The organism is Bdellovibrio sp. HCB185ZH (genome assembly GCF_047302455.1).
Classification (GTDB): Bacteria; Bdellovibrionota; Bdellovibrionia; order Bdellovibrionales; family Bdellovibrionaceae; genus Bdellovibrio.
The window spans coordinates 124,339-143,444 of sequence record NZ_CP178624.1 but is presented as its reverse complement, the minus strand read 5'-3'; the positions used below and the strand labels follow the sequence as shown (position 1 = coordinate 143,444).

General features: G+C 46.7%; 13 protein-coding genes. 6 read left to right on the top strand and 7 right to left on the bottom strand.

Going from position 1 to position 19,106, the window contains the following annotated elements; all coding sequences use genetic code 11:
* Positions 1–101 precede the first annotated feature (101 nt).
* Positions 102–902, top strand: coding sequence for a substrate-binding periplasmic protein (locus ACLSU7_RS00625; protein WP_413293585.1), 801 nt, complete (start codon positions 102–104; stop codon positions 900–902).
* Positions 903–964: 62 nt separating this feature from the next.
* Here the strand turns inward: ACLSU7_RS00625 and ACLSU7_RS00620 are convergent, their stop codons facing one another.
* From ACLSU7_RS00620 to ACLSU7_RS00610, 3 genes are all read right to left on the bottom strand, one after another.
* Positions 965–1,963, bottom strand: coding sequence for a hypothetical protein (locus ACLSU7_RS00620; protein WP_413293584.1), 999 nt, complete (start codon positions 1,961–1,963; stop codon positions 965–967).
* The gene (locus ACLSU7_RS00615; RefSeq protein ID WP_413293583.1) at positions 1,960–2,781 is read right to left on the bottom strand and encodes a TIGR02147 family protein; all 822 of its coding nucleotides are present in this window, start codon (positions 2,779–2,781) and stop codon (positions 1,960–1,962) included. The genes ACLSU7_RS00620 and ACLSU7_RS00615 overlap by 4 nt, the downstream gene beginning before the upstream one ends.
* A 756-nt stretch (positions 2,782–3,537) precedes the next feature.
* Positions 3,538–3,945 carry a hypothetical protein gene (locus ACLSU7_RS00610; protein ID WP_413293582.1) on the bottom strand — a complete coding sequence of 136 codons (408 nt, stop codon included), beginning with the start codon at positions 3,943–3,945 and terminating at the stop codon, positions 3,538–3,540.
* Positions 3,946–4,528: 583 nt separating this feature from the next.
* On the opposite strand from ACLSU7_RS00610, the gene ACLSU7_RS00605 reads away from it, so the two are divergent.
* Positions 4,529–5,932 (top strand): aldehyde dehydrogenase family protein, encoded by a 1,404-nt coding sequence (locus ACLSU7_RS00605; protein WP_413293581.1) that lies wholly within the window; start codon positions 4,529–4,531, stop codon positions 5,930–5,932.
* 80 nt (positions 5,933–6,012) lie between these two features.
* On the top strand, positions 6,013–6,696 hold the full coding sequence (locus ACLSU7_RS00600; protein WP_413293580.1) for a transposase: 684 nt from the start codon (positions 6,013–6,015) through the stop codon (positions 6,694–6,696).
* Here the strand turns inward: ACLSU7_RS00600 and ACLSU7_RS00595 are convergent.
* The 3 genes from ACLSU7_RS00595 to ACLSU7_RS00585 form a co-directional block, all read right to left on the bottom strand.
* Positions 6,689–8,908, bottom strand: a complete 2,220-nt coding sequence (locus ACLSU7_RS00595) for a cation:proton antiporter (protein ID WP_413293579.1) — start codon at positions 8,906–8,908, stop codon at positions 6,689–6,691. The two genes, ACLSU7_RS00600 and ACLSU7_RS00595, sit on opposite strands and share 8 nt — an antisense overlap.
* 340 nt (positions 8,909–9,248) lie before the next feature.
* Positions 9,249–10,868: a S8 family serine peptidase gene (locus tag ACLSU7_RS00590; RefSeq protein WP_413293578.1), complete on the bottom strand. Its 1,620-nt coding sequence runs from the start codon at positions 10,866–10,868 to the stop codon at positions 9,249–9,251.
* A 339-nt stretch (positions 10,869–11,207) separates the two neighbouring features.
* A complete protein-coding gene (locus tag ACLSU7_RS00585) occupies positions 11,208–13,298 on the bottom strand; it encodes a site-specific recombinase (protein ID WP_413293577.1) in 2,091 nt (696 codons plus the stop codon).
* A gap of 109 nt (positions 13,299–13,407) precedes the next feature.
* Here ACLSU7_RS00585 and ACLSU7_RS00580 point away from each other — a divergent pair, with 109 nt between their 5' ends.
* The 3 genes from ACLSU7_RS00580 to ACLSU7_RS00570 are packed head-to-tail and all read left to right on the top strand — an operon-like array spanning position 13,408 to position 15,302.
* Positions 13,408–13,962, top strand: coding sequence for a redoxin domain-containing protein (locus ACLSU7_RS00580; RefSeq protein WP_413293576.1), 555 nt, complete (start codon positions 13,408–13,410; stop codon positions 13,960–13,962).
* Complete coding sequence (locus ACLSU7_RS00575; protein WP_413293575.1) at positions 13,963–14,406, top strand: FixH family protein; 444 nt, start codon at positions 13,963–13,965, stop codon at positions 14,404–14,406. It abuts the gene before it with no gap.
* 32 nt (positions 14,407–14,438) lie between these two features.
* Positions 14,439–15,302 (top strand): serine protease spb1, encoded by an 864-nt coding sequence (locus ACLSU7_RS00570; RefSeq protein ID WP_413293574.1) that lies wholly within the window; start codon positions 14,439–14,441, stop codon positions 15,300–15,302.
* A 3-nt stretch (positions 15,303–15,305) separates the two neighbouring features.
* Here the strand turns inward: ACLSU7_RS00570 and ACLSU7_RS00565 are convergent, their stop codons facing one another.
* The gene (locus ACLSU7_RS00565; RefSeq protein ID WP_413293573.1) at positions 15,306–18,980 is read right to left on the bottom strand and encodes an efflux RND transporter permease subunit; all 3,675 of its coding nucleotides are present in this window, start codon (positions 18,978–18,980) and stop codon (positions 15,306–15,308) included.
* Between the last annotated feature and the right edge of the window lie 126 nt (positions 18,981–19,106).

Sequence of the window (19,106 nt, the reverse complement as noted above, 5' to 3'; positions counted from 1 at the left end):
TCTACTTGTTACAAATTGGCAATAAGATGAAATAAAATGGAAAGCTGTAAGAAGACACAGTACAGATTTATCATATCGCCGTTTTGGCTATTGGGGGATCCGTGAAAACATTTACTCATTATCTGTACGCACTAGCATTAGCTGCGACTTTAATGAGTCCTGTTCGCGCGTCCGCAGACACTATTGAATTGCGTTCTGATACATGGTGCCCCTATGTCTGCGACAACAAAGCAGCGCCCGGTTATATGATTGAAGCCTTCGTGCGCATTTTTGAAAAGCACGGTCACAAAGTAAATGTCGAGATCATCAACTGGGCTCGCGCTGTGAATGAAACCCGTCAAAACAAAGCCCATGTTATCGTGGGAGCCATGGTGAATGACTCTCCGGATTTTGTTTTTCCAGAGAAATCTTTTGGCGCTGGTGATGATTATTTCTACGTACCCCGCGATTCAACTTGGACCTATACAGGCGAGGCATCCCTCAAAGGAAAAAAAGTTGGCGTGATCAATGGTTACGCCTATGGCGGCTTGGTTGACGACATCATACGCAAACGCAAAGACGTCTTCATTTCAATTTCTGGAGAACATCCGCTGGATCAACTTTTCCGCATGGTGAAAAATAAGCGTCTGGATGCTTTTATCGAAAACGACGTGGTTTTCCGCTATACTTTAAGAGAAAAGAAACTGAATCCGAATGACTATAAACGCGTCAGCGAAAACGTCGCTGATGATCCAAGATTATGGGCGGCATTCTCTCCGAATAACAAAAACTCCGTGACCTGGGGTAAGATTTTTTCCAAAGGTATTGTGGAGCTCCGCCAAAGTGGCGAATTGAATAAGATCCTGGCGAAATATGGCCTCACCGACTGGGAAACCACTCGAGCACCTAATAGCGCTAAATAAAATACTCTGCTAATAACTGAAATAGAAAAAACCACTGCTTCGAAAGCAGTGGCTTTTTTTATTTAAAGAGGATCTCGATCGAGAGGGCTACTGGATTCACAACTGAACTTTAAGCTTTGCTCGTTATCGCGCTTTAATGTGATCGTCGTGCGACGAACAGAGTTAAAGACCGACACGATATCTGAACCGTCCAGAACACTGGTAAAGCCGGTTTTTTCATCACTCACCTCCATGCTGAGAGGGCTTCCATCAATCAACGACGTAGAAAGTCTTAATAGATAACCATCCACCGTCATTTGCGTCGTTTCGCCCGGAATCACTGGAAGCCAGGGGTATACATTCTGGTTATTCACAACCGCCGCACAATTCAGACGAACATTGAACAGTGCTGGTCCATTATCAAAGCCGAAAATTCCAGGACGAGAGCGGGGCTTTGCTTTAAATACTTCATCAATTCCCCCGCGCAATGGATCTTCATTCATACCAGAATACAAAAGACCAATGATTTGACGAGTGCGATACGAACTCTCATCACCAAGTTCTTGCCTTAAAGCGTAGTAGATCTCTTCATGGAGTAAGATGGCAGCTTTTTGAAAATTAGAAAACTGAGGAAGTCCCCACACGCGACTGGAATAAATCACCTCCCCATCAAGGTTGGCATCAGCCAGTTGCACATACGACACCACTCCCGCAGGGCAGCTGGAGACTGGCGGTTTATAGCGAAGTTCTGCATCTGGTAGATAATTTAAAGCATCAGGAACCGGGCGCAGTCTGCTACGAATATTTAAAGGATGCTTTTCTAAAAGAGCATCCAGCTTTGGAAGCACACGCTTAATATAAGCGCGCTGCTCTGCCAAGAGGTCCCACTCGCTTCCCTCTTTTTCGACAAGCTTTCCGGGCAACACAAATTCAACCTTGGTTAAATCCGCGGCTTTCACCCACAGGACTTCACCGTTATCGATCTTACGGCATACCCAGCCGCCACCACCGCTATTCACGCGAGGAGCTGCAAAGACTGCAGAGGCACTTAACAAAACGATCAAGAAGCTGACGTGTCTCATATAAGATCCTTTTCAGAATTTTTGGAAAGCATATAGAATTGCAAGTTCACTTGGAAAACTTCCTCCCCCGGATTCTTTTCAAGATCGCGGATGAAAGCATCCATGAACAGGCGCAGACGTTTTTTCGCTTTCGGAATATCCGCCTTGTTCATAGGAATTGAAGCGTTTTGGAATTCTAATTTTTCTGGTGGCAACGACGTCAACGCCAAGCCTGCCAAGTGTAAATGCTGGCGGTGATTTTCACGCACGGCCTGCGAAGCAACATCATGAGGAGTTTCAATATCCCCGTCATTCATCGCAACATACTTGCCATTTTCTTTACGAATAAAGCCAAGCTTTACCAAACGTTCGAAGGACTCTTTCGCGATTTCGTGAGGAATGCCTAAGCGCTCCCCAATCCAGCGCCCCGTACCGCGAAAGTTTTTGGTATTTAAAAGAGCCAAAATCGCAAAATGATGCCACTCCGCGACGGCTTTAAAATTATCTAAGGTCACTTTGTTCTGCGGTGAACGTTTGGTTTTTAAAATACGCGCACGCAATTGCTGACCACTGCGGGAGTTCTCTGCTAGTTGATCGCGAGCCACCAGACGCATCAAGTGCGCTTCTTCTTCGGGAGTCATATCCAGAATCTGACTGATCTTGCTGGCAGAAGCGATAGACAATGTTTTTTGCGAGTTCATCACGCGGGACAAATAAGAATGGCTGATTCCCGCGATGCGCGCAAAGCCACGAAGGCTCATGTTACGCTGGGAAACCTTGCTGGAGAAAAGATCCTGCAAGAACGTCTGGTAATCTTGGTATTCGAGAGGTGATATCATGGCGCTGGTATATGCAGGTTTAACGCGATTGTCCAGCGTGGTGGTGCCCACTGGACACCATTATAAATCAGCCACAAATCACGTTGTAAAATTCACCTATTTCAAGAAGAGGAAATAGGTAATGATCGGAGCCAGTTGCCACGAAACCAAGTTCGCCGTGAGGGACGCTTTCCATGTCGTTTTCAGAGGTAACTTTCCAAAATAAGCGTGCAAAAATGTCTCCGCCAAAAAAGCAAATCCCTCGGCCAATAAGATAGCTTCAAGATAACTTTGCCGCGAAGCCATGATGACAAAAAATACAATGGGATGAGTGATCGTGTTGGCTAAGGTGGTCAACACGAAGGTAAATCCAAAGGACTTGTTTCCGCTCCAATTTCGCTGGCTCAGAAGGCCCCGATAGAACATAAAGTAAACGAAGACCTCGATGGTGCTCGACTGCAGAAAAATATAGAAGTAACTAAGCTTTTCCATCGGTCTTTCTCAATCTGATTAACAAATACAACGCCACAGCGATGAACCCTATCCAGCTCGCAGTAAAACCGAGATCTGAAAAAAGATATTCCCGTGCTTGAGTCGCTTGAAACAAATAGGGATAGAGATAGTGCTCGTCGGCACTTAATATATGAAACAAGCCCAGCGGCGTTAGCATCGTGGCGATTTCAAAATTTACATCTCCCACGGAGCCCGTCACCGTAAAGCCGCTAAATACAGACAGGGCCAGGAGAGAAACTCCCCATAGCCCTGCGAATTGAAAGTTTAGTTGCGGCTTTGGCACGAGTTTGGTTCCCAAACGTGATTGTCGCCAGTGTCATTTTCAGCGTCGTAAGAACGACCTACGCTAATTGTACACTCCGTAGTGGAAGGAATTGTTTCAATCGGCTTTGAGTAGTCGTTATCTTGGTTTTTGTTCTTACGCTTTTGATTGCAATAAATAGAAACCGAACCTTGAGGACCTGTGATCAAAACACTGCGATCTGTAAACCAAGGAGCTCCTGATCCACTCAAGCCCAATGCTTCATAAATTTTGTAGGCATCGCCGCCTTTGAAAGTAATCTCACCGTTCACAGATTTAAGCGAGTTCACTTTAATATATGGAATGGAAGAATCGTTCGCAGATGCCGTCGCTGCGGATAACAAAAGAGCTAGACCTAAAATAAGACGCATAAAATCTCCTTAATAAGGGTTGTTGTTGTCGACACTTTTAAGCGCAGTTCAAAAAAGGCACAACTCACCCACCCCTGAAATTGGTTCCCGCTGGTCACCACGAGATATTTTCTACATTTTTTGGCTGCGTAAACCCATGAAACCCCGATCCTTTATGGGTTTCCCGTAATCTAAGCCCACTTTTTTTGCATTTTTTAATTTCCCGATTAACCCCTGTCAGGGGGCAGATCGTCTTACTTACAACAGAGCATGGATGCTCTAGAGGGGGATGAAGGCCAAGGAAGGCCAGCTGACACCCTCACAAAGGAAAAACGATCTCAAGAAGGAGGTACGAATTTATGGAATTAAGAGAAGTTGCAATGTTCTGCCTCTTCTACTCAGGAGTTGTTATGTACACCCTGTGGCTCACGGTGGCTCGAAAGCCCGAACGAGTGAGATCTTCGCGGAAGTAAATTTATTTTGTGGATCATGAGGGTTTGGTGGTTCCCCTCACGATTCAGGGGGAGCAGGTGCTCCCCCATTTTTATTTGTAATCATGCATCCTGTGCTTTACCTGCAGCTCACAAATGCCTAAGCTGAGTGCATGCTTGAACAACTCGTGCTTCGTCAAAAGTCATTCGCCCAACATGCCCGCACCGAATCCTGGCACCAACGCTTTGATTATCTGGAATCATTGAAAAGCCTGATCACCGATCATCAACAGGATTTGTGTAAAGCTCTGTATGAAGACTTTAAAAAGCCTGAGCTGGAGTCTTTAGCGACTGAGATCATGCCCCTGTTAAAAGAAATCCGTTATGCGCAAAAGCATTTAAAAAAATGGATGAAGCCGCAAAGAGTCTGCACTCCTCTGCTTCTTTTTGGTTCCAAAAGTTATACGCGTTTTGAGGCTTTAGGATCTTGCTTGATTATTTCACCTTGGAACTATCCTTTGTATTTAACGATGGCTCCCTTGGTGTCGGCCCTGGCGGCCGGGAACGCAGCAGTGATTAAACCCTCTGAGTACGCTCCCCATACCAGTCGTTTGATGCATTCTCTTTTATCGAAGTATTTTAAGCCCGAACAGGTATCGGTCATCGAAGGTGGTCCTGAAACCACAACCGAACTTTTAAAGCTTCCCTTTGACCACGTCTTTTTCACCGGCAGCACCGAGGTTGGCAGAATCATCATGAAGGGGGCCGCCCACAGCCTTGCCCGGGTGACTTTGGAATTGGGTGGCAAGTCCCCGACCATTATTGATAGCACGGCGAACCTGAAACTCGCGGCGCAAAAGATTATTTGGGCGAAATTCGTAAATGCAGGACAGACCTGTGTGGCTCCAGATTACCTGTTCGTTCAAGAAAACATTCATCACGAATTCCTAAAAACACTTAAAGGACAACTTGAAGAGAGCTTCGGAAGCAACAAGGATGACGTGAAATCATCCAAGAGCTTTGCCCGCATCATCAATCGTCACCACACCGATCGCCTTAAAGGTTTACTTGAAGATGCGATCAGCAATAGTGCGAGCCTGGTTGCGGGAGGTGAAGTAGATCTTGAACAACATTACGTCGCTCCCACCCTGCTTGATAACGTGGATCCGCACATCAAAGTGATGAATGAAGAGATCTTTGGGCCGATTTTACCGATTCTAAAATTTAAGGATATCAGCGAGGTCGTTCACTTTATCAACGAACGCCCGAAGCCTTTGACGATCTATTGTTATTCGCATTCCGAACACAACATCAAAAAACTGATGAAGGAAACAAGTTCAGGAACATTGTCGGTGAACGATTCGTTGATTTCGCTCTTGAACCCGAACCTTCCGTTCGGCGGCGTGGGTGCGAGTGGTCTGGGCGCTTACCACGGGTATCACGGCTTTGAGACCTTCTCCCACAAAAAGGCGATCTTTAGACAAGGCTTCGCCGGAAGATTGATGGCCATCATCTATCCTCCGTACAACCAGACCAAACTGGATTTATTGAAACGTATTATCCGCTTAAAGTTATAAGCTGGCGACCGAGCAAGCTCATTCGGGTATCAGTTCCCTTTTCGGAACACGGCGCTTCATTTTCAACAGGTAGCCATAATATGACTGGCGTTAGGTTTGCATTCCCTGCTCGAATGCCTAGAAAAAACCTTATTTTAACAGACGCTTTTCCATATCATGTTACGAACCGGTCGAATAATCGCGAGAACTTCTATCTCGACAATTCGATTTTATGGTTTATTTTTCTAGACTGTTTCGAAGAAATCAAAAAGCAGTTCGGCTGTGAAATTCATTCATTCGTTTTGATGTCTAATCATTATCATTTAATCATCAGCACCCCGAAAAGAAATCTCGGAGAGGCAATGAAATATCTCCACCGAGAAGTCGCTCGAAAAGCGAACAAGCAATCCGGACGAATCAACCATTTTTTTGGAGCCCGATACAAATGGTCCATTATTAATGCAGAAAATTACTATTGGAATTGCGTTAAATATGTCTTCAGAAATCCTATTCGTGCGGGGATTTGCAAACAAGTGGACGATTACTACTATTCGTCGCTGAATCATCACCCGACATCATGGAAGTGGAATATGTGTGATTGGTTTCACCGGGATCAACCACAAATCAAACTTGATCATGGGTGGTTGAACGAGCCATTTCAAATTGAATTGGAGGAAAGTATTCGCTTAGGACTGAGACGACGGGAGTTTACACCACCACCCGATTCCAATAAAAAGAGAAGTTATTTAGACGATCTGCAGTACGAAAAGGGAACTGTTACCTAAGATCCAGAATGCGGGAGCGGTCGCCTACGATCCATAGAAGGTCATCGACCTGGAGAATCTCTGCCGAGTCGGGATTTAGGATGCGGCGTCCTTGGCGTTCGATTCCAACAACCAGTCCATGGGTGTTTTCACGAAGCCCGCTGTCGCGAATGCTTTTACCCAAGAACGCTGATTTTTCTGTCAGCAGATATTTTTCCAAAGAGTATTCTGAAATTTCTGATTCCAGAGTTTGGTAATCCTGTTCTGCATCGATGAATTCTTTAAATACTGCGAGCTGAATGTCGTTTCCAATCACGAATACGATATCCTGAGGCATGAACATCACATCCGCCCCGGGTGCCATGATCTTTCTGCGACCGCGTTCGATCAAGGCCACTGTCACCCCGAAACGTTCACGAATAGAAAGCTCTGACAAAGGCATTCCCACATAGTGGGCTTCTGCGGGAACTTTGAATTCCGTTAAATGGGCATCCCAAGGTGCCAGTGCCTGGCTGTGAGTTTTGGGAGCCACTTTATGAACGTCTTCAGTCAAATTGGAAATGAAGCGATTTTCAAACCACTGATAGATCGCGCGCAATCTTGTCGATAACACATAACCCACAACGACCGCCATCCACGCGGTGATGCCCAAGGCCCAACCGAGAGGTACAAACTGCGCAACCATTGCTCCAATCAAACCGACCGCCACCATGATACGAGAAACCACAAAAACATAGTTTTGGGTTCCACGCGGATCGCCGGCGACCAGATTGTCGAATTGTTTCGTGCGACCGAAAGCCAGTGCCCATAAGAAGGGAGAACTTAAAATCAATGTTGCCGTCAAAGTAAGAAACTTTGCAGAGCCCTCTTCAACTTGATGATTCAGTAAATATGGCAGAGTGACTCGTGCCATCAGCAAAAATACACCGATCACAATGACGACATTCAAAAAGATTTTGAAAATATAAGAGCGGACTTGATCCCGGGATTCTTTATGAGCGGTCATCGTGAACGAAAACATCGAATAACGATCCAGGGACTCGATCAGGTCTTTGGGAAGTTTTCTTTCCAGCAGACCATAGGCTCCGTCCGCCATGCGAATCATGAAGGGTGTTGTAAATGCCGTCACCACACTGACCGATACCGCTAAGGGATAAAGTTCGGGTCTGACGACTTTAAATCCCACGCCGACAGTGGCGATAATGAACGAGAACTCGCCGATTTGTGAAAGACTCATCCCGGTTTGCAGACTCGATTTTAAAGTTTGCCCGGATAAGACCGCTCCCACAGTCACACCCGCAGTCTTCCCCAGAAGAACCAAAGCAGAGAGCAACAAGATGATCTGCCAGTGGGCGGTGATCACATCAGGATCAATCAGCATACCGACAGAAATAAAGAACACGGCAGAGAATAAGGTTTTGATCGGATTCACCAGGTGATGAATGCGCTCCCCTTCAATGGTTTCTGCCAAGATGGAGCCCGTGATAAAGGCACCCAGAGCCGCCGAGAAACCAACCTTCACTGCAAAAACAACCATGGCAAGACACAAGCCCACTGCCACAACCAGAATAGTTTCTTCATTCAATAATTTTTGTGCGCGCTTTAGTGCCGTGGGAAGCCAGAAGATACCGACTACAAACCATAGGGATAAATAGAATGCGAGCTTAAGAAAGGACAGTAGCATATCGCTGCCCGCGAATTCACGAGTCAGCGCAATGGACGTCAGGAAAACAAGCAGCAATACCGCAACCAGGTCTTCGATGACTAGGACTCCCATCACGATGCTGACGAATTTCATATTCTTGAAACCCATCTCTTCGATGGTGCGCATGGAAATTGACGTCGAAGAAATCGCAAGGATTCCGCCCAGGAAAAGGCAGTCCATCAGATCCCAACCCAAAAGCTTGCCCGTTGTAAAACCAATTAAAGTCATAAAGCCGACTTCGAACAAGGCCGTCACACCCGCGGAGCCACCCACACGGAAAAGCTTTTTAAAACTGAACTCAAGCCCAAGTGCGAACAAAAGAAAGATCACCCCGATGTCCGCCCACAATTGAACACCCTCAGCACTGCTGACAGTTCCGAAAAGGCCCACTTTGGGTCCGATCAAAAATCCGGCAACCAGATAACCCAAAACAACGGGCTGATTTAATCTTTTAAAGAGAAGTGTAACGATACCTGCGGTACCAAGAATAAGAGCCAAATCGCTGATCATCGCCGGAAGACTATGCATACATAAAGCGTACGCTCTAAGAACCCACTGAGGCAACGGCAGGCCCGTTTTACCTCCGCTTCGGTAACTGCATGCGTTATCGCAATGACGAGTCTAAAACCCCTCCCTTTCCCGCAGCTCTAAAAAAACTTCGCAAAATAGAAACGGTCAAAATGGTTCCTATACGAGGCGGAGGGCTATCCACGCAGCGCAGGCGGGTTCTATGCCCGGCGAAGCGAGGAGATTGCCATCCAACGAAGTAGACGAATCATTTTCACCGCTTCCCCCGAACGAAGACGAAAAATAAAAAAGGCCCGCATTCCTGCGAGCCTTTTATTTGAAATCTAATTTTAAGATCAGACTATTTAGCGGAAAGAGCAGCTGCTACTGCGGCTTCAGCGTTTACGATACCTGCACCGTATTCGTTGTTTGAGTTTGGACCCAAAGCCGTCGCAGTTGATTGCAAGATTTGCTTAACTTGTGCGCCGTTAAGGTTTTTGTTAGCTGCTTTAACAAGAGCTACAACACCTGCAACGTGTGGAGTTGCCATTGAAGTACCATCGAAAGCTGCGTAGTCAGTTGCAACTGTTTGAAGAGTCGCTTTAACTTCTGTACCCGCTGTCAAAGCAGTTTGGATTTTTTTACCAACTTCTTGCTCGATCATGAACACAGCCACTGGAAGAACTGAACCGTCGGAAGTCAAAGCACCTTGGATCAAACCTGGAGCGTTGTTGTAGATAACTGCGCCAACTGCACCCGCTTTGATAGCGTTTTGAATTTTAACAGAGAAGTTGATTTCGCCGCGACCGATAAGAGCGAATTTACCCTTAACGTTTTTACCAGCGAAGTCTGTGTCTTTACCAAGACCGCAATCAACCAATGTGTTCGTTTCAGCTTTCAAAACTTCACGAGCACCTTGGAAAGTTGTCGAGTTCACTTTTGCTGCTTTACCCGCAACAGAGATATCAACAGAAGCTTCACGACCAGTGCCTTGTGGAACGGTAGAAATAACTGCTGCACCCGGAGCTACGATAGCCAATTCTGGACCGTATTGAGAGAAATCAGTTTTCTTAAGATCGCTGTTCACTGCACCCACTGCGATAACAGTTGGAAGAGCTGCTGGGTAAGAAACTTTACCAGAACCATCGTTACCAGAAGCCGCTACAACAGTAAGACCTGCTTTTGCTGCTTTTGCGATAGCATCGCGCTCACCTGGAGTTGACCATGCACCACCCAGAGACATAGAGATCACATCAACTTTTTGAGTGATACCCCAGTTGATACCAGCGGCGATAGCTGCATTCGAGCAACCGTTTTCAGAGCATACGCGACCCATCAAGATTTTCGCTTGAGGAGCAACACCTGTGAAACCGTTGTTATCCAATACACCTGCAATTGTACCAGAGCAGTGTGAACCATGACCTACTTTATCAGAGAAATCAGAACCATCTGATTCACCAGTAAAGTCTTTACCTGCTTCGAAGTTAGCTTTCAAAGAAGGATGATTTTGATCGATACCAGTATCTAGAACAAGGACGCGAGCGCCTTGACCTTGATTAGATTTCGCCCAAGCTTGAGGTGCTTTAACTGCCATAATCCCCCATGGAGTTTTCGCGCCTGGAACTGTCGGAGTGTTTCTAACTGGAGTAGACAACCAACCTGCCACTGGAAGTGGAGCTGGATGGAAAACTTCTTTTTCAACGTAAGCTACTGCTGGGTCGTTTTGAAGTTTAGAGATCTCATTGTCGTTTCTTGCGTTCACGATCAATGTGTTCAAGTTTTCAAGAGATTGCTCGATTTCTGCGTCAACTGGAGTGGAAACTGCTTTACCAGTTTTAAGTGCGCCAGAACCTTTAACTTTATAAGCCATATGAGCAGCTTGGAAAGTTTGCGAGTCTTTCATGATTACGATAACGCGCTCAGCATGAGCAGATGTCGCAACCAACAGAGACAAGATAAGTGAAAACAAATTAAGTTTCATGAATAGGTCCCCCCATATTCCATGGACTTCACCCTTTAGAAGTCCTTATGGAGAGGCACTTCATTTCATGCTGAACATTTTATCAAGTACTCTTTTGGAACCACCTGCATATTTTTTTTGAACGCAGAAAAGTGAAATTATCTGTCATGGCGTCAACCCAGAGTTGTAGTTCCAAAGTGGCACCCCAGTTCAAAACTAGAACCATTTCATGCGTAAGTATTAGAAGTACTTATGGAAGCTATGATTTTAACTGTGATTGGTTGCTTAAAATTAAATCAGCGCAAGCAACGCGCTGCGCTGATTCATGAATGGCACTGAACAGTTTTTCAGCACCTGTAATTAGTGAGAAGGCCCGCCGGGAGCGGATTTTGGAACCGTTTTTCCAACCGGCAAAATGAAGCTTAAAGGATGATTCAACAAGCGGCGGAAGACCGCTTTACGGATCGCACGACGAGTGGGCGGCGTGACTCCGCGAGCTTTGATCGCAACTAAAAAAGCCAACGCAAAACTGACCGAGACGTTAAAGAAACCGATGCAAAGCACACCGATCACCGCGCGCCAAAAGATCCACGTCTTTAAAAACGATGCGCCCATCACCGGCAACGCCGCTCCCATCGTCCCTGAAGACAGGGTCACGTGGCGCACATCTAAAGGAATCCCGATAAAACGCATGATCTCGGGAGTGAATCCCAAAAGCACACCGAGCGATGCATTTCCCAAAAGACCGGAAATGTTTTTCTCAAAGAAAGAAGCAATCCTTCTTGCCCCGACTCGGCCGAAAATAGTTGTCAGTGTTGGACTGCGAGCCAAAGTCGTCCGCAAAGAATTCAATGCAAACCAGTTGTCACCCCAGCCTGCAAACAAACTTGAGAACCACAAAATAACTCCTGTGAAGGCGGCGTAGAAAATGGCAGGCCCTAAGATATCCACCGAAGTAAATGCTTTCATAGCGGTGGCATCAGACATGATATGTTTGCCCGCCACCATGAAGTAAATCACGTCAATAACCAGTGTCGTGGGCACCACCATCAGAATGTTTCCACCCACGGCTGCCACTTGCGAGCGGATCAAATGCGCAATCTGGTCTACCAGGCGCTCCATCCCCTCTTCGGTATCCACGTCCCGCATTTGTTCGGCCAGAGCGGGAGCTGTCATCGCAGGCTGCTTGGTTCCCAGAGTAAAGCCCGCAAGATGGATGACGATGAAACTGATCGCATAATTGGTCGACGCTAAGACGCCCACCATGAACTCAGAAACTCCTAGCGCCAGGATTCCTGTCTTTATATAGACAGTGAAAGCCGTTACAAAACCACCACCCGCTGCAGCCTGCACCATGCGACGGTATTCTTCTTTAGTGCGAGTGATGTAGTGCTCGCCGGTTTCTGCCGCACGCTCGACCATTTTTTTCGCCAGCAAATTAATATTCTGTGAAAGCAAGGCACCAACACTTTGCAAATCATGATTTTCTTCAATGAGATTTGCCAGGAAGGACGTCACCTTTTTTGCATCAGGAACATCGGTAATGAGAATATCCACCAGACTGTCCATACGCTGCAGATAAATTCTTAGACGAGTCATCTGGAAAACCAGATTCACGCTAACACCGTATTCATCCAAATGACGATACACCTGGGTCAATTCGCGACGGCATTCCCACACCAGCAGGCGCAAGCGAGATGCTTTTTCATAAAATAATTCTGGCTTACCCGTTTGATGGGCCGCCAGGAAGTCTTCAAGCACACGCACCATATTAAAGAAAGCAGAATCACGGAAATTGGGTTTATCCAGGCGATGACGAATCCCCGGGGAAAGACCAATGGCGCGAACCTGAATGCCCAGATAAATCAAAGCATCTTCCATGTCGCGATCCAGACGGTTCCAGTCTGATTCCAATGGAGAAACATCGTAATTAAAGAGCTCAACTAATTTGTCGAACAAAACGTGATCGATCGATGCGATCCACATCGGATCTTTGGCACTGGGGAACAACTCCCAAAATAGATAACCCAACTCGTGATCCAACGGAGGACTAGGAAGGATTTTCATCATCATGCGATCAAAGAACTCCCCGATGACACCCACCTCATGAGGAAGACCCGTTTCAGTATAAAGTTCGAGCCCGCTGACGTTTTTGATGACTGAACGCAAGATCACGGCCACATCGCGCTTCCAAGTGGGATTGCGATCTAACACCATCAAGACATAACGAAGACGTGCGATGGGAACATGCCCGGAAGAGTTATCCAAGCCTTCGACTGCTGTGCCTTCGTAGCGCACCCAGCGTAATAAATTCACCAACCAATGAAGTTGGTCTTCCAGATTCTTTTGATCTGAAGCAAAGCTTAACAGAGCATCTAAATCACTGTGAACATTACTGCGTTGGCGATGGAGTTTAAAACGGTGGAAGTACTTGCGAAGTTGTTCAAACATGGGAAAATTTTGCCCGAACACATCACTTCCTGCAAGCAAGGTGCGTCAAAAACGAAGGTGCAACAATTTGCCATCTTGCCTCTAAGACCCCCTGTGTTAGAACCACTTTATGAAACGATTTATTCTGCTTTTATCATTCTTGGGGTCAGTAAATACTTGGGCTGCCAAACAAGTCTCTTCGATTGATGGAACGAATGTGTTGAATGACAAATTTATCCATCTGGAAACCAAGGCTGCTGCAAAAGGCACTGTCGTGGTTTTTATGTCTGCTAAATGCCCCTGTTCCGCAAGCCATGAAAACTTGCTGAAAGATATGTCAGCAGAGTTTAAAGATTTCAATTTCGTCGCTGTTCATTCGAACTCCGACGAACAAACTGCCATGACGAAAGAGCATTTCGAAAAAGCCGCGTTGCCATTCCCAGTGATTCAAGATTCCAAATCCCGTCTCGCGAACGAATTCGGCGCCTTGAAAACTCCCCATGCCTTTGTCGTCAATCCTGCAGGAGAAATCCTCTATCAAGGTGGCGTAACCGACAGCCACGTGGGTCCTTCCGCAAAAAAACAATTCTTAAAAGATGCCCTGGAAGATATCCAAGCTGGCAAACCCGTGCGCATGAAAGAGGGCCGAGCTTTAGGTTGTTTCATTCAGCGCGAGGATTCGTAAATGAAAAATCTTTTGCTGGGATTTTTATTCCTGACAGCCTGTGCCCGACCTGATTATATCGATCCCGCTGCGATTAATAAGGTTCAGAGTCCTGCCAGTGATAAATGCGCACTAAGAATGACTCAGTCGCAACTTTGTTCCTCCATTCAGTGGACCGTGGGTCCTCAATCTCCGGCGGAGTCTGAATTCATTTTAAAATTCTGGAATGAATCTACTGCTAATGAAAATGGTCCTTACATCGATCCTGCTGGGACATTAAGTGTGATTTTATGGATGCCCTCGATGGGTCATGGTTCATCGCCAGTGAAGATCGATAAGATTGAACCGGGAGTTTACCGCGTACGTCGCGTGTTCTTTATTATGCCTGGTGACTGGGAAATTCGTATCTTCTTAAAAGACGGGGCAACGACGGTGGATCAAACGACGGAAAGTCTTGTTCTGTGAAAATGGTGTCCATCACCGTATTGGTGCTCATCATGAATTCGCAATCTTTCGCTGCCAGCTGTTGTGGTGGTGGTTTTGCATTCCCCGCCCTGATCATGGGTGATGATAAGGCACAGATCACAAGCTCCCTAAGCTATGGCCAAGTGACGGATGATGTTTTACCGAATCAGAAATGGATCAAACGCGGGGATGATAATCACAGCGAGACATTTAAAATTGAAGCCGCGACGTTATTGACGGATTCTATTCAAAGTGGAATTTCAATTCCTGTGGTCAGCCGTCAGATCGCCAACGAAAACAGCACAGGAATGGGAGACGTTTCTTTAAACCTGGGTCACGAAACTTTTCCCGAACTAAGTTATTCTCGCTGGAAACCCAAAGGCATCACGTTCTTACAAGTCACCTTGCCGACGTCGCCTTCCGTCTATGATGCGACCAATGTACTCGCCGCCGATTCCCGCGGGCGTGGATTTTTCACCGTGGGTGGCGGATTGGCTTTTATCAAAGCCATGGGCACGTGGGATTTAAATTCCAGTATTGAACTGCATAAATCTTTTTCTCGTGAATTTACCAGCGAGGCTTCGGGCGGCACTATCACAGCCACTCCAGATTTAGGGCATAGCTGGACTGTGGGTGGCGGTTGGAATAAAGGCGACTGGAGAGTGGGCACAAGTTTTACCGGGATGTATGAAGACGCCGTGGCTATTTCTGGAGCGCAAACTTCTGCGGGTGCTGTTCAACGAAATGTCACGTGGTCGACGATGGTGAACTATATGATGGGTCTGGAAAACGCGTGGACTCTTTCCTATGCCGATCAAACGCTGTTCGGCACGCCTGAAAACTCAAGCCTTTCAAAAACTGTGACTTTAAGTTTTCAAACGCGCTGGCAGCGCTAGTTTTTAAAGATCGCGGTCCCGGTCGCGATCCGGGCGTTGACTTAACATCGAACTTTTAGCTTTACGTTTCTCTTCGCGAATCATGCGGCGCTCTTCCCTTTCCCGGTCCCGACGATCCTTCCCTGCTTCAGCCATCGAGCGAACCTCTGCCACGTGGGGCATATTACGATCAAAATCAGATTCGATATCTTCAGCACGGGGCGGGCGCGAAGGAATAGTGGGCGAGGGATGCACGTCTTCAGCATGGGCTTTTTGATCAGGAGATAGGACTTCTGAAGGTTTCTTTTCAGTTTTTGGCTGATACTTTCTTTTTAGAAAATCAAAAAAGCCTCTTTTTGGTTTTTCATGATTCGCCTGTGACATTGTGGGCTCCTTTCGCTGCATTTTTGGTTCTGCTTCTTCGATAAAATCCGGCAAAGTCTGTTCTTGTTTAAAATAGTGCTGCTGATCGGGGCTAGAGCCTTGATCGCTCGGTTGCGGGCCTTCACCATTATTTAGCACCGGCACCCCATCCGCATTGATCGACGTCGCATCCCCGACTTTAAGAAACGCCTCCCGCACATCTTTTTGTCTTGTGTCGCGTTTACGGAATCGATCCGACAAAGAGTAAACCACCGGGACCACATACAACGTCAGAAGTGTGGATACCAAAACCCCGCCAATCAACGTGATTGCCATGGGTTTAAAAGTTTCCGAACCGGCCCCTTGAGCGAGAGCCGATGGTAAGGCCGCAGTGATCGTCGCAACACTGGTCATGATAATCGGACGTAAACGCACGGGACAGGCTTCTTTCAACGCCGCATCCGCCGACACATTGGCTCCGCCTGCGCGATCACGAACGGCATTGGTGAAATCGATCAATAGAATGGAGTTCTTTTTCACAATCCCCATCAATAGCAAAATACCAATCATCGAATACATGTTGATACTTTGTCCCGTCAGATTCAGTGCGAAGAACGCCCCGGAAAAACTAAATGGCAAAGCCATTAAAATCGTCATCGGATCCAGGAAGGAATTAAACTGACTGGCTAAAACCATATAGGCAACAATCACCCCTAAGGCCAGGGCAAAGATCAAACTGTTAAAGGACTCGCTGAATGTTTTCGCCGCCCCAGACTGATCAATATGATACCCCTCGGGCAACTCACTTGCTTTGTTGAAAATAAATTCCAAAGCTTTTTGCTGGGAAGCCCCTGGAGCCAAGTTCGCATACATGGTGATCGCGCGCTGACGATTCACCCTTGTCACTTGCTGCAGACTTGCTCGCTGCTCGACCTCGGCCACTTGAGTGATGGGAATCAGGTTGTTTCGATCATTCGCGATCAGCAATTTGCTAAATTCATCTCGTGGATCCGGAGTTTTCTTAAGCTGAACATAGACATCGTATCGGTGGCCATCTTTGGTGTATTGACCGTTTTTAACTCCTCCGATCATCGCCTGCACAGTGATTCCGATATCTTCGGCACTGACGCCGCGCCGAGCGGCTTTGTCTCTTGAGGGGGTGACTTGAATTTCGGGCATCCCAGCTAAGTAATCCGAATCGACGTCGACCATCAGATTGGAGTTTCGCATGTCTTCTTTGAATTTATTGTTCAGCTCTTCAAGTTTAGCCCAATCAGGTCCCTGCAAGATAAATTCAATTGGATAACCTTTCCCCGTTGAAAATCCACGACTGGAAGGGTCCATCATAAAGACCTTTACACCTTGAACGTTTTTAGTCAGTTCACTGCGTGCATAGGACATAAATTCCTGCTGCGAGCGTTCCTTCGACTGACCCTGGGCGACGCCCCGCTGGCCTTTGTCTTTCAAGGTGATAAACATCATCCCGGTATTGGCGTCACTCCCCCCGCCTGATCCCAGGCCCCCAACGCTGGCGTATACGTGGGCAACTTCTTGCTGAGAGCGCATCCACTTTTCAATCTCTCGTGCTTTCTGATCTGACGTCGCCAGCGAAGTCCCGATAGGTAAAAACAAACGCATGATGAAGAGACTTTGATCCATTGTCGGCGTCATCTCTTTGTTTAATGATTTGATCGAAAAGAATGAAACCGCCACAAATATCACTGAAACGCCCAAGACAGGCCAGCGATGTGCGAGTGTCCAATTCAATGACTTGCCATAAAACTCTTTCCACTTGGCCATGAACCATTCAAAGGATTTTCCGATTCTTGTCGTGCGCTCACCTGTATGAACAAACGAAGAACAACGCATCGGCGTGATGGTTAAGGATTCCAACAGGGAAAGCAATACGGCGAGTGAGATGGTGATCCCATATTGCAAAAAGAATTTACCGATCACGCCTTTCATAAAGGCAACGGGTAAGAAAATCGCGATGATCGCAATACTGGCTGCTAACGCCGCAAAAGTGATTTCACGCGCGCCGACAATCGCAGATTCAATGGGCCTTAGTCCCCGCTCGTTGTAACGGAATATATTTTCTAAAACCATGATGGCATCGTCGACGACAATACCGATAGCCAGGGTCAGTCCCAGCAATGTGAAAGTATTCAAGGTGAAACCAAAGAAATAAAGCCCAATGAACGCCCCCATGATCGAGGTGGGAATCGCCAGCAAAACATTCAGCGTTGCGGTGAAACTTCCCAAAAATACCCAACACACGATCGACGTCAGGATGACCGCTAAGATCAAGTGTTTGATCATTTCATGAATGCTCTGTTCGATGTATCTGGAGGAATCAAAGTTAATCGCGAGACGCATGCCTTCAGGCAGGTCTTTTTGGATTTCCTTCATCTGCTCTTTGACGGCATTGGCAACGGCAACCGCATTTGAGCCCAGTTGTTTTTTAATCCCAAGCCCCAGGGCCATGACACCATCAAAGCGCGAGATACGGTAAATTTCCGCCAAGGACTCTTTGGCAAAGCCGACATCTTTTAAACGAATCGTATTGAAAGGATCCTGAATCACCATGCCTGCGCGCTTATTGATGATCATATTGTCAAAACCCTTGGCGTCTTTAAATTCCCCCAGAGTTCTCACGTTAAAAGCATTTTTAGGATTTTGAATAAACCCGCCGGGGACTTCGGTGTGCTGACTGGTGATGGATTGCATGACGTCGTTCACGGCGATGTTGTGTTTGCGAAGCTTATCCGCATCTACCCAGACCCGCATCGCAGGATCTGTGTAACCACCCAGGATAATATCCCCGACACCAGACACCATGGTGAAACGATCTTTCAAATAGTCCTTGGCATAGGTCATTAAAAAATACGGATCGTTTTTTTCATATAGAAGAGCCAACCACAAAATGGGCTGATCATCAGGATTGGTTTTCGTAATAATCGGAGGGTCCACTGCGGGCGGTAACAGACGCTGGGCCTGTGCGACCTTGGTTTGCACCTCTTGTAAGGCCACATCGATATTTCGGTCCAATTCAAATTCGATCGTGATGTTCGCAATCCCGGTTTTACTGACCGAACTGATACGCTCAACCCCTTGCACGGAAGACAGCGCATCTTCAACCGGATCGACCACGGAAGTTTCCATGATTTCCGGAGCGGCTCCTAAAAGCGTAATTGAAACATTGACCACAGGAAAATCAACGTCAGGAAGCTGACTCACGCCCAGACGCATAAAAGAAATAAAGCCGAAAATGATAAATGCTGAAAACAGCATCCAGGAGAAAACAGCATTGCGAATGGAAACATCAGAAATGCGCATGGTCGACCTCCCCTCGATTGTAGAAGGAAATCCCGAGGGGCGGAATTGGTGGAGGCGATCATGACAAAGCACATTTTATTATTTGCTCTGTCACATAAAAAAAGGAGACCCGATGGATCTCCTTTT

What these genes read in the sequence shown, in the direction of transcription:
- ACLSU7_RS00620 (WP_413293584.1), bottom strand. Translation starts at nt 1,963, where the DNA reads ATGAGACACGTCAGCTTCTTGATCGTTTTGTTAAGTGCCTCTGCAGTC.
- ACLSU7_RS00615 (WP_413293583.1), bottom strand. Translation starts at nt 2,781, where the DNA reads ATGATATCACCTCTCGAATACCAAGATTACCAGACGTTCTTGCAGGAT.
- ACLSU7_RS00610 (WP_413293582.1), bottom strand. Translation starts at nt 3,945, where the DNA reads ATGCGTCTTATTTTAGGTCTAGCTCTTTTGTTATCCGCAGCGACGGCA.
- ACLSU7_RS00605 (WP_413293581.1), top strand. Translation starts at nt 4,529, where the DNA reads ATGCTTGAACAACTCGTGCTTCGTCAAAAGTCATTCGCCCAACATGCC.
- ACLSU7_RS00600 (WP_413293580.1), top strand. Translation starts at nt 6,013, where the DNA reads ATGACTGGCGTTAGGTTTGCATTCCCTGCTCGAATGCCTAGAAAAAAC.
- ACLSU7_RS00595 (WP_413293579.1), bottom strand. Translation starts at nt 8,908, where the DNA reads ATGCATAGTCTTCCGGCGATGATCAGCGATTTGGCTCTTATTCTTGGT.
- ACLSU7_RS00590 (WP_413293578.1), bottom strand. Translation starts at nt 10,868, where the DNA reads ATGAAACTTAATTTGTTTTCACTTATCTTGTCTCTGTTGGTTGCGACA.
- ACLSU7_RS00585 (WP_413293577.1), bottom strand. Translation starts at nt 13,298, where the DNA reads ATGTTTGAACAACTTCGCAAGTACTTCCACCGTTTTAAACTCCATCGC.
- ACLSU7_RS00580 (WP_413293576.1), top strand. Translation starts at nt 13,408, where the DNA reads ATGAAACGATTTATTCTGCTTTTATCATTCTTGGGGTCAGTAAATACT.
- ACLSU7_RS00575 (WP_413293575.1), top strand. Translation starts at nt 13,963, where the DNA reads ATGAAAAATCTTTTGCTGGGATTTTTATTCCTGACAGCCTGTGCCCGA.
- ACLSU7_RS00570 (WP_413293574.1), top strand. Translation starts at nt 14,439, where the DNA reads ATGAATTCGCAATCTTTCGCTGCCAGCTGTTGTGGTGGTGGTTTTGCA.
- ACLSU7_RS00565 (WP_413293573.1), bottom strand. Translation starts at nt 18,980, where the DNA reads ATGCGCATTTCTGATGTTTCCATTCGCAATGCTGTTTTCTCCTGGATG.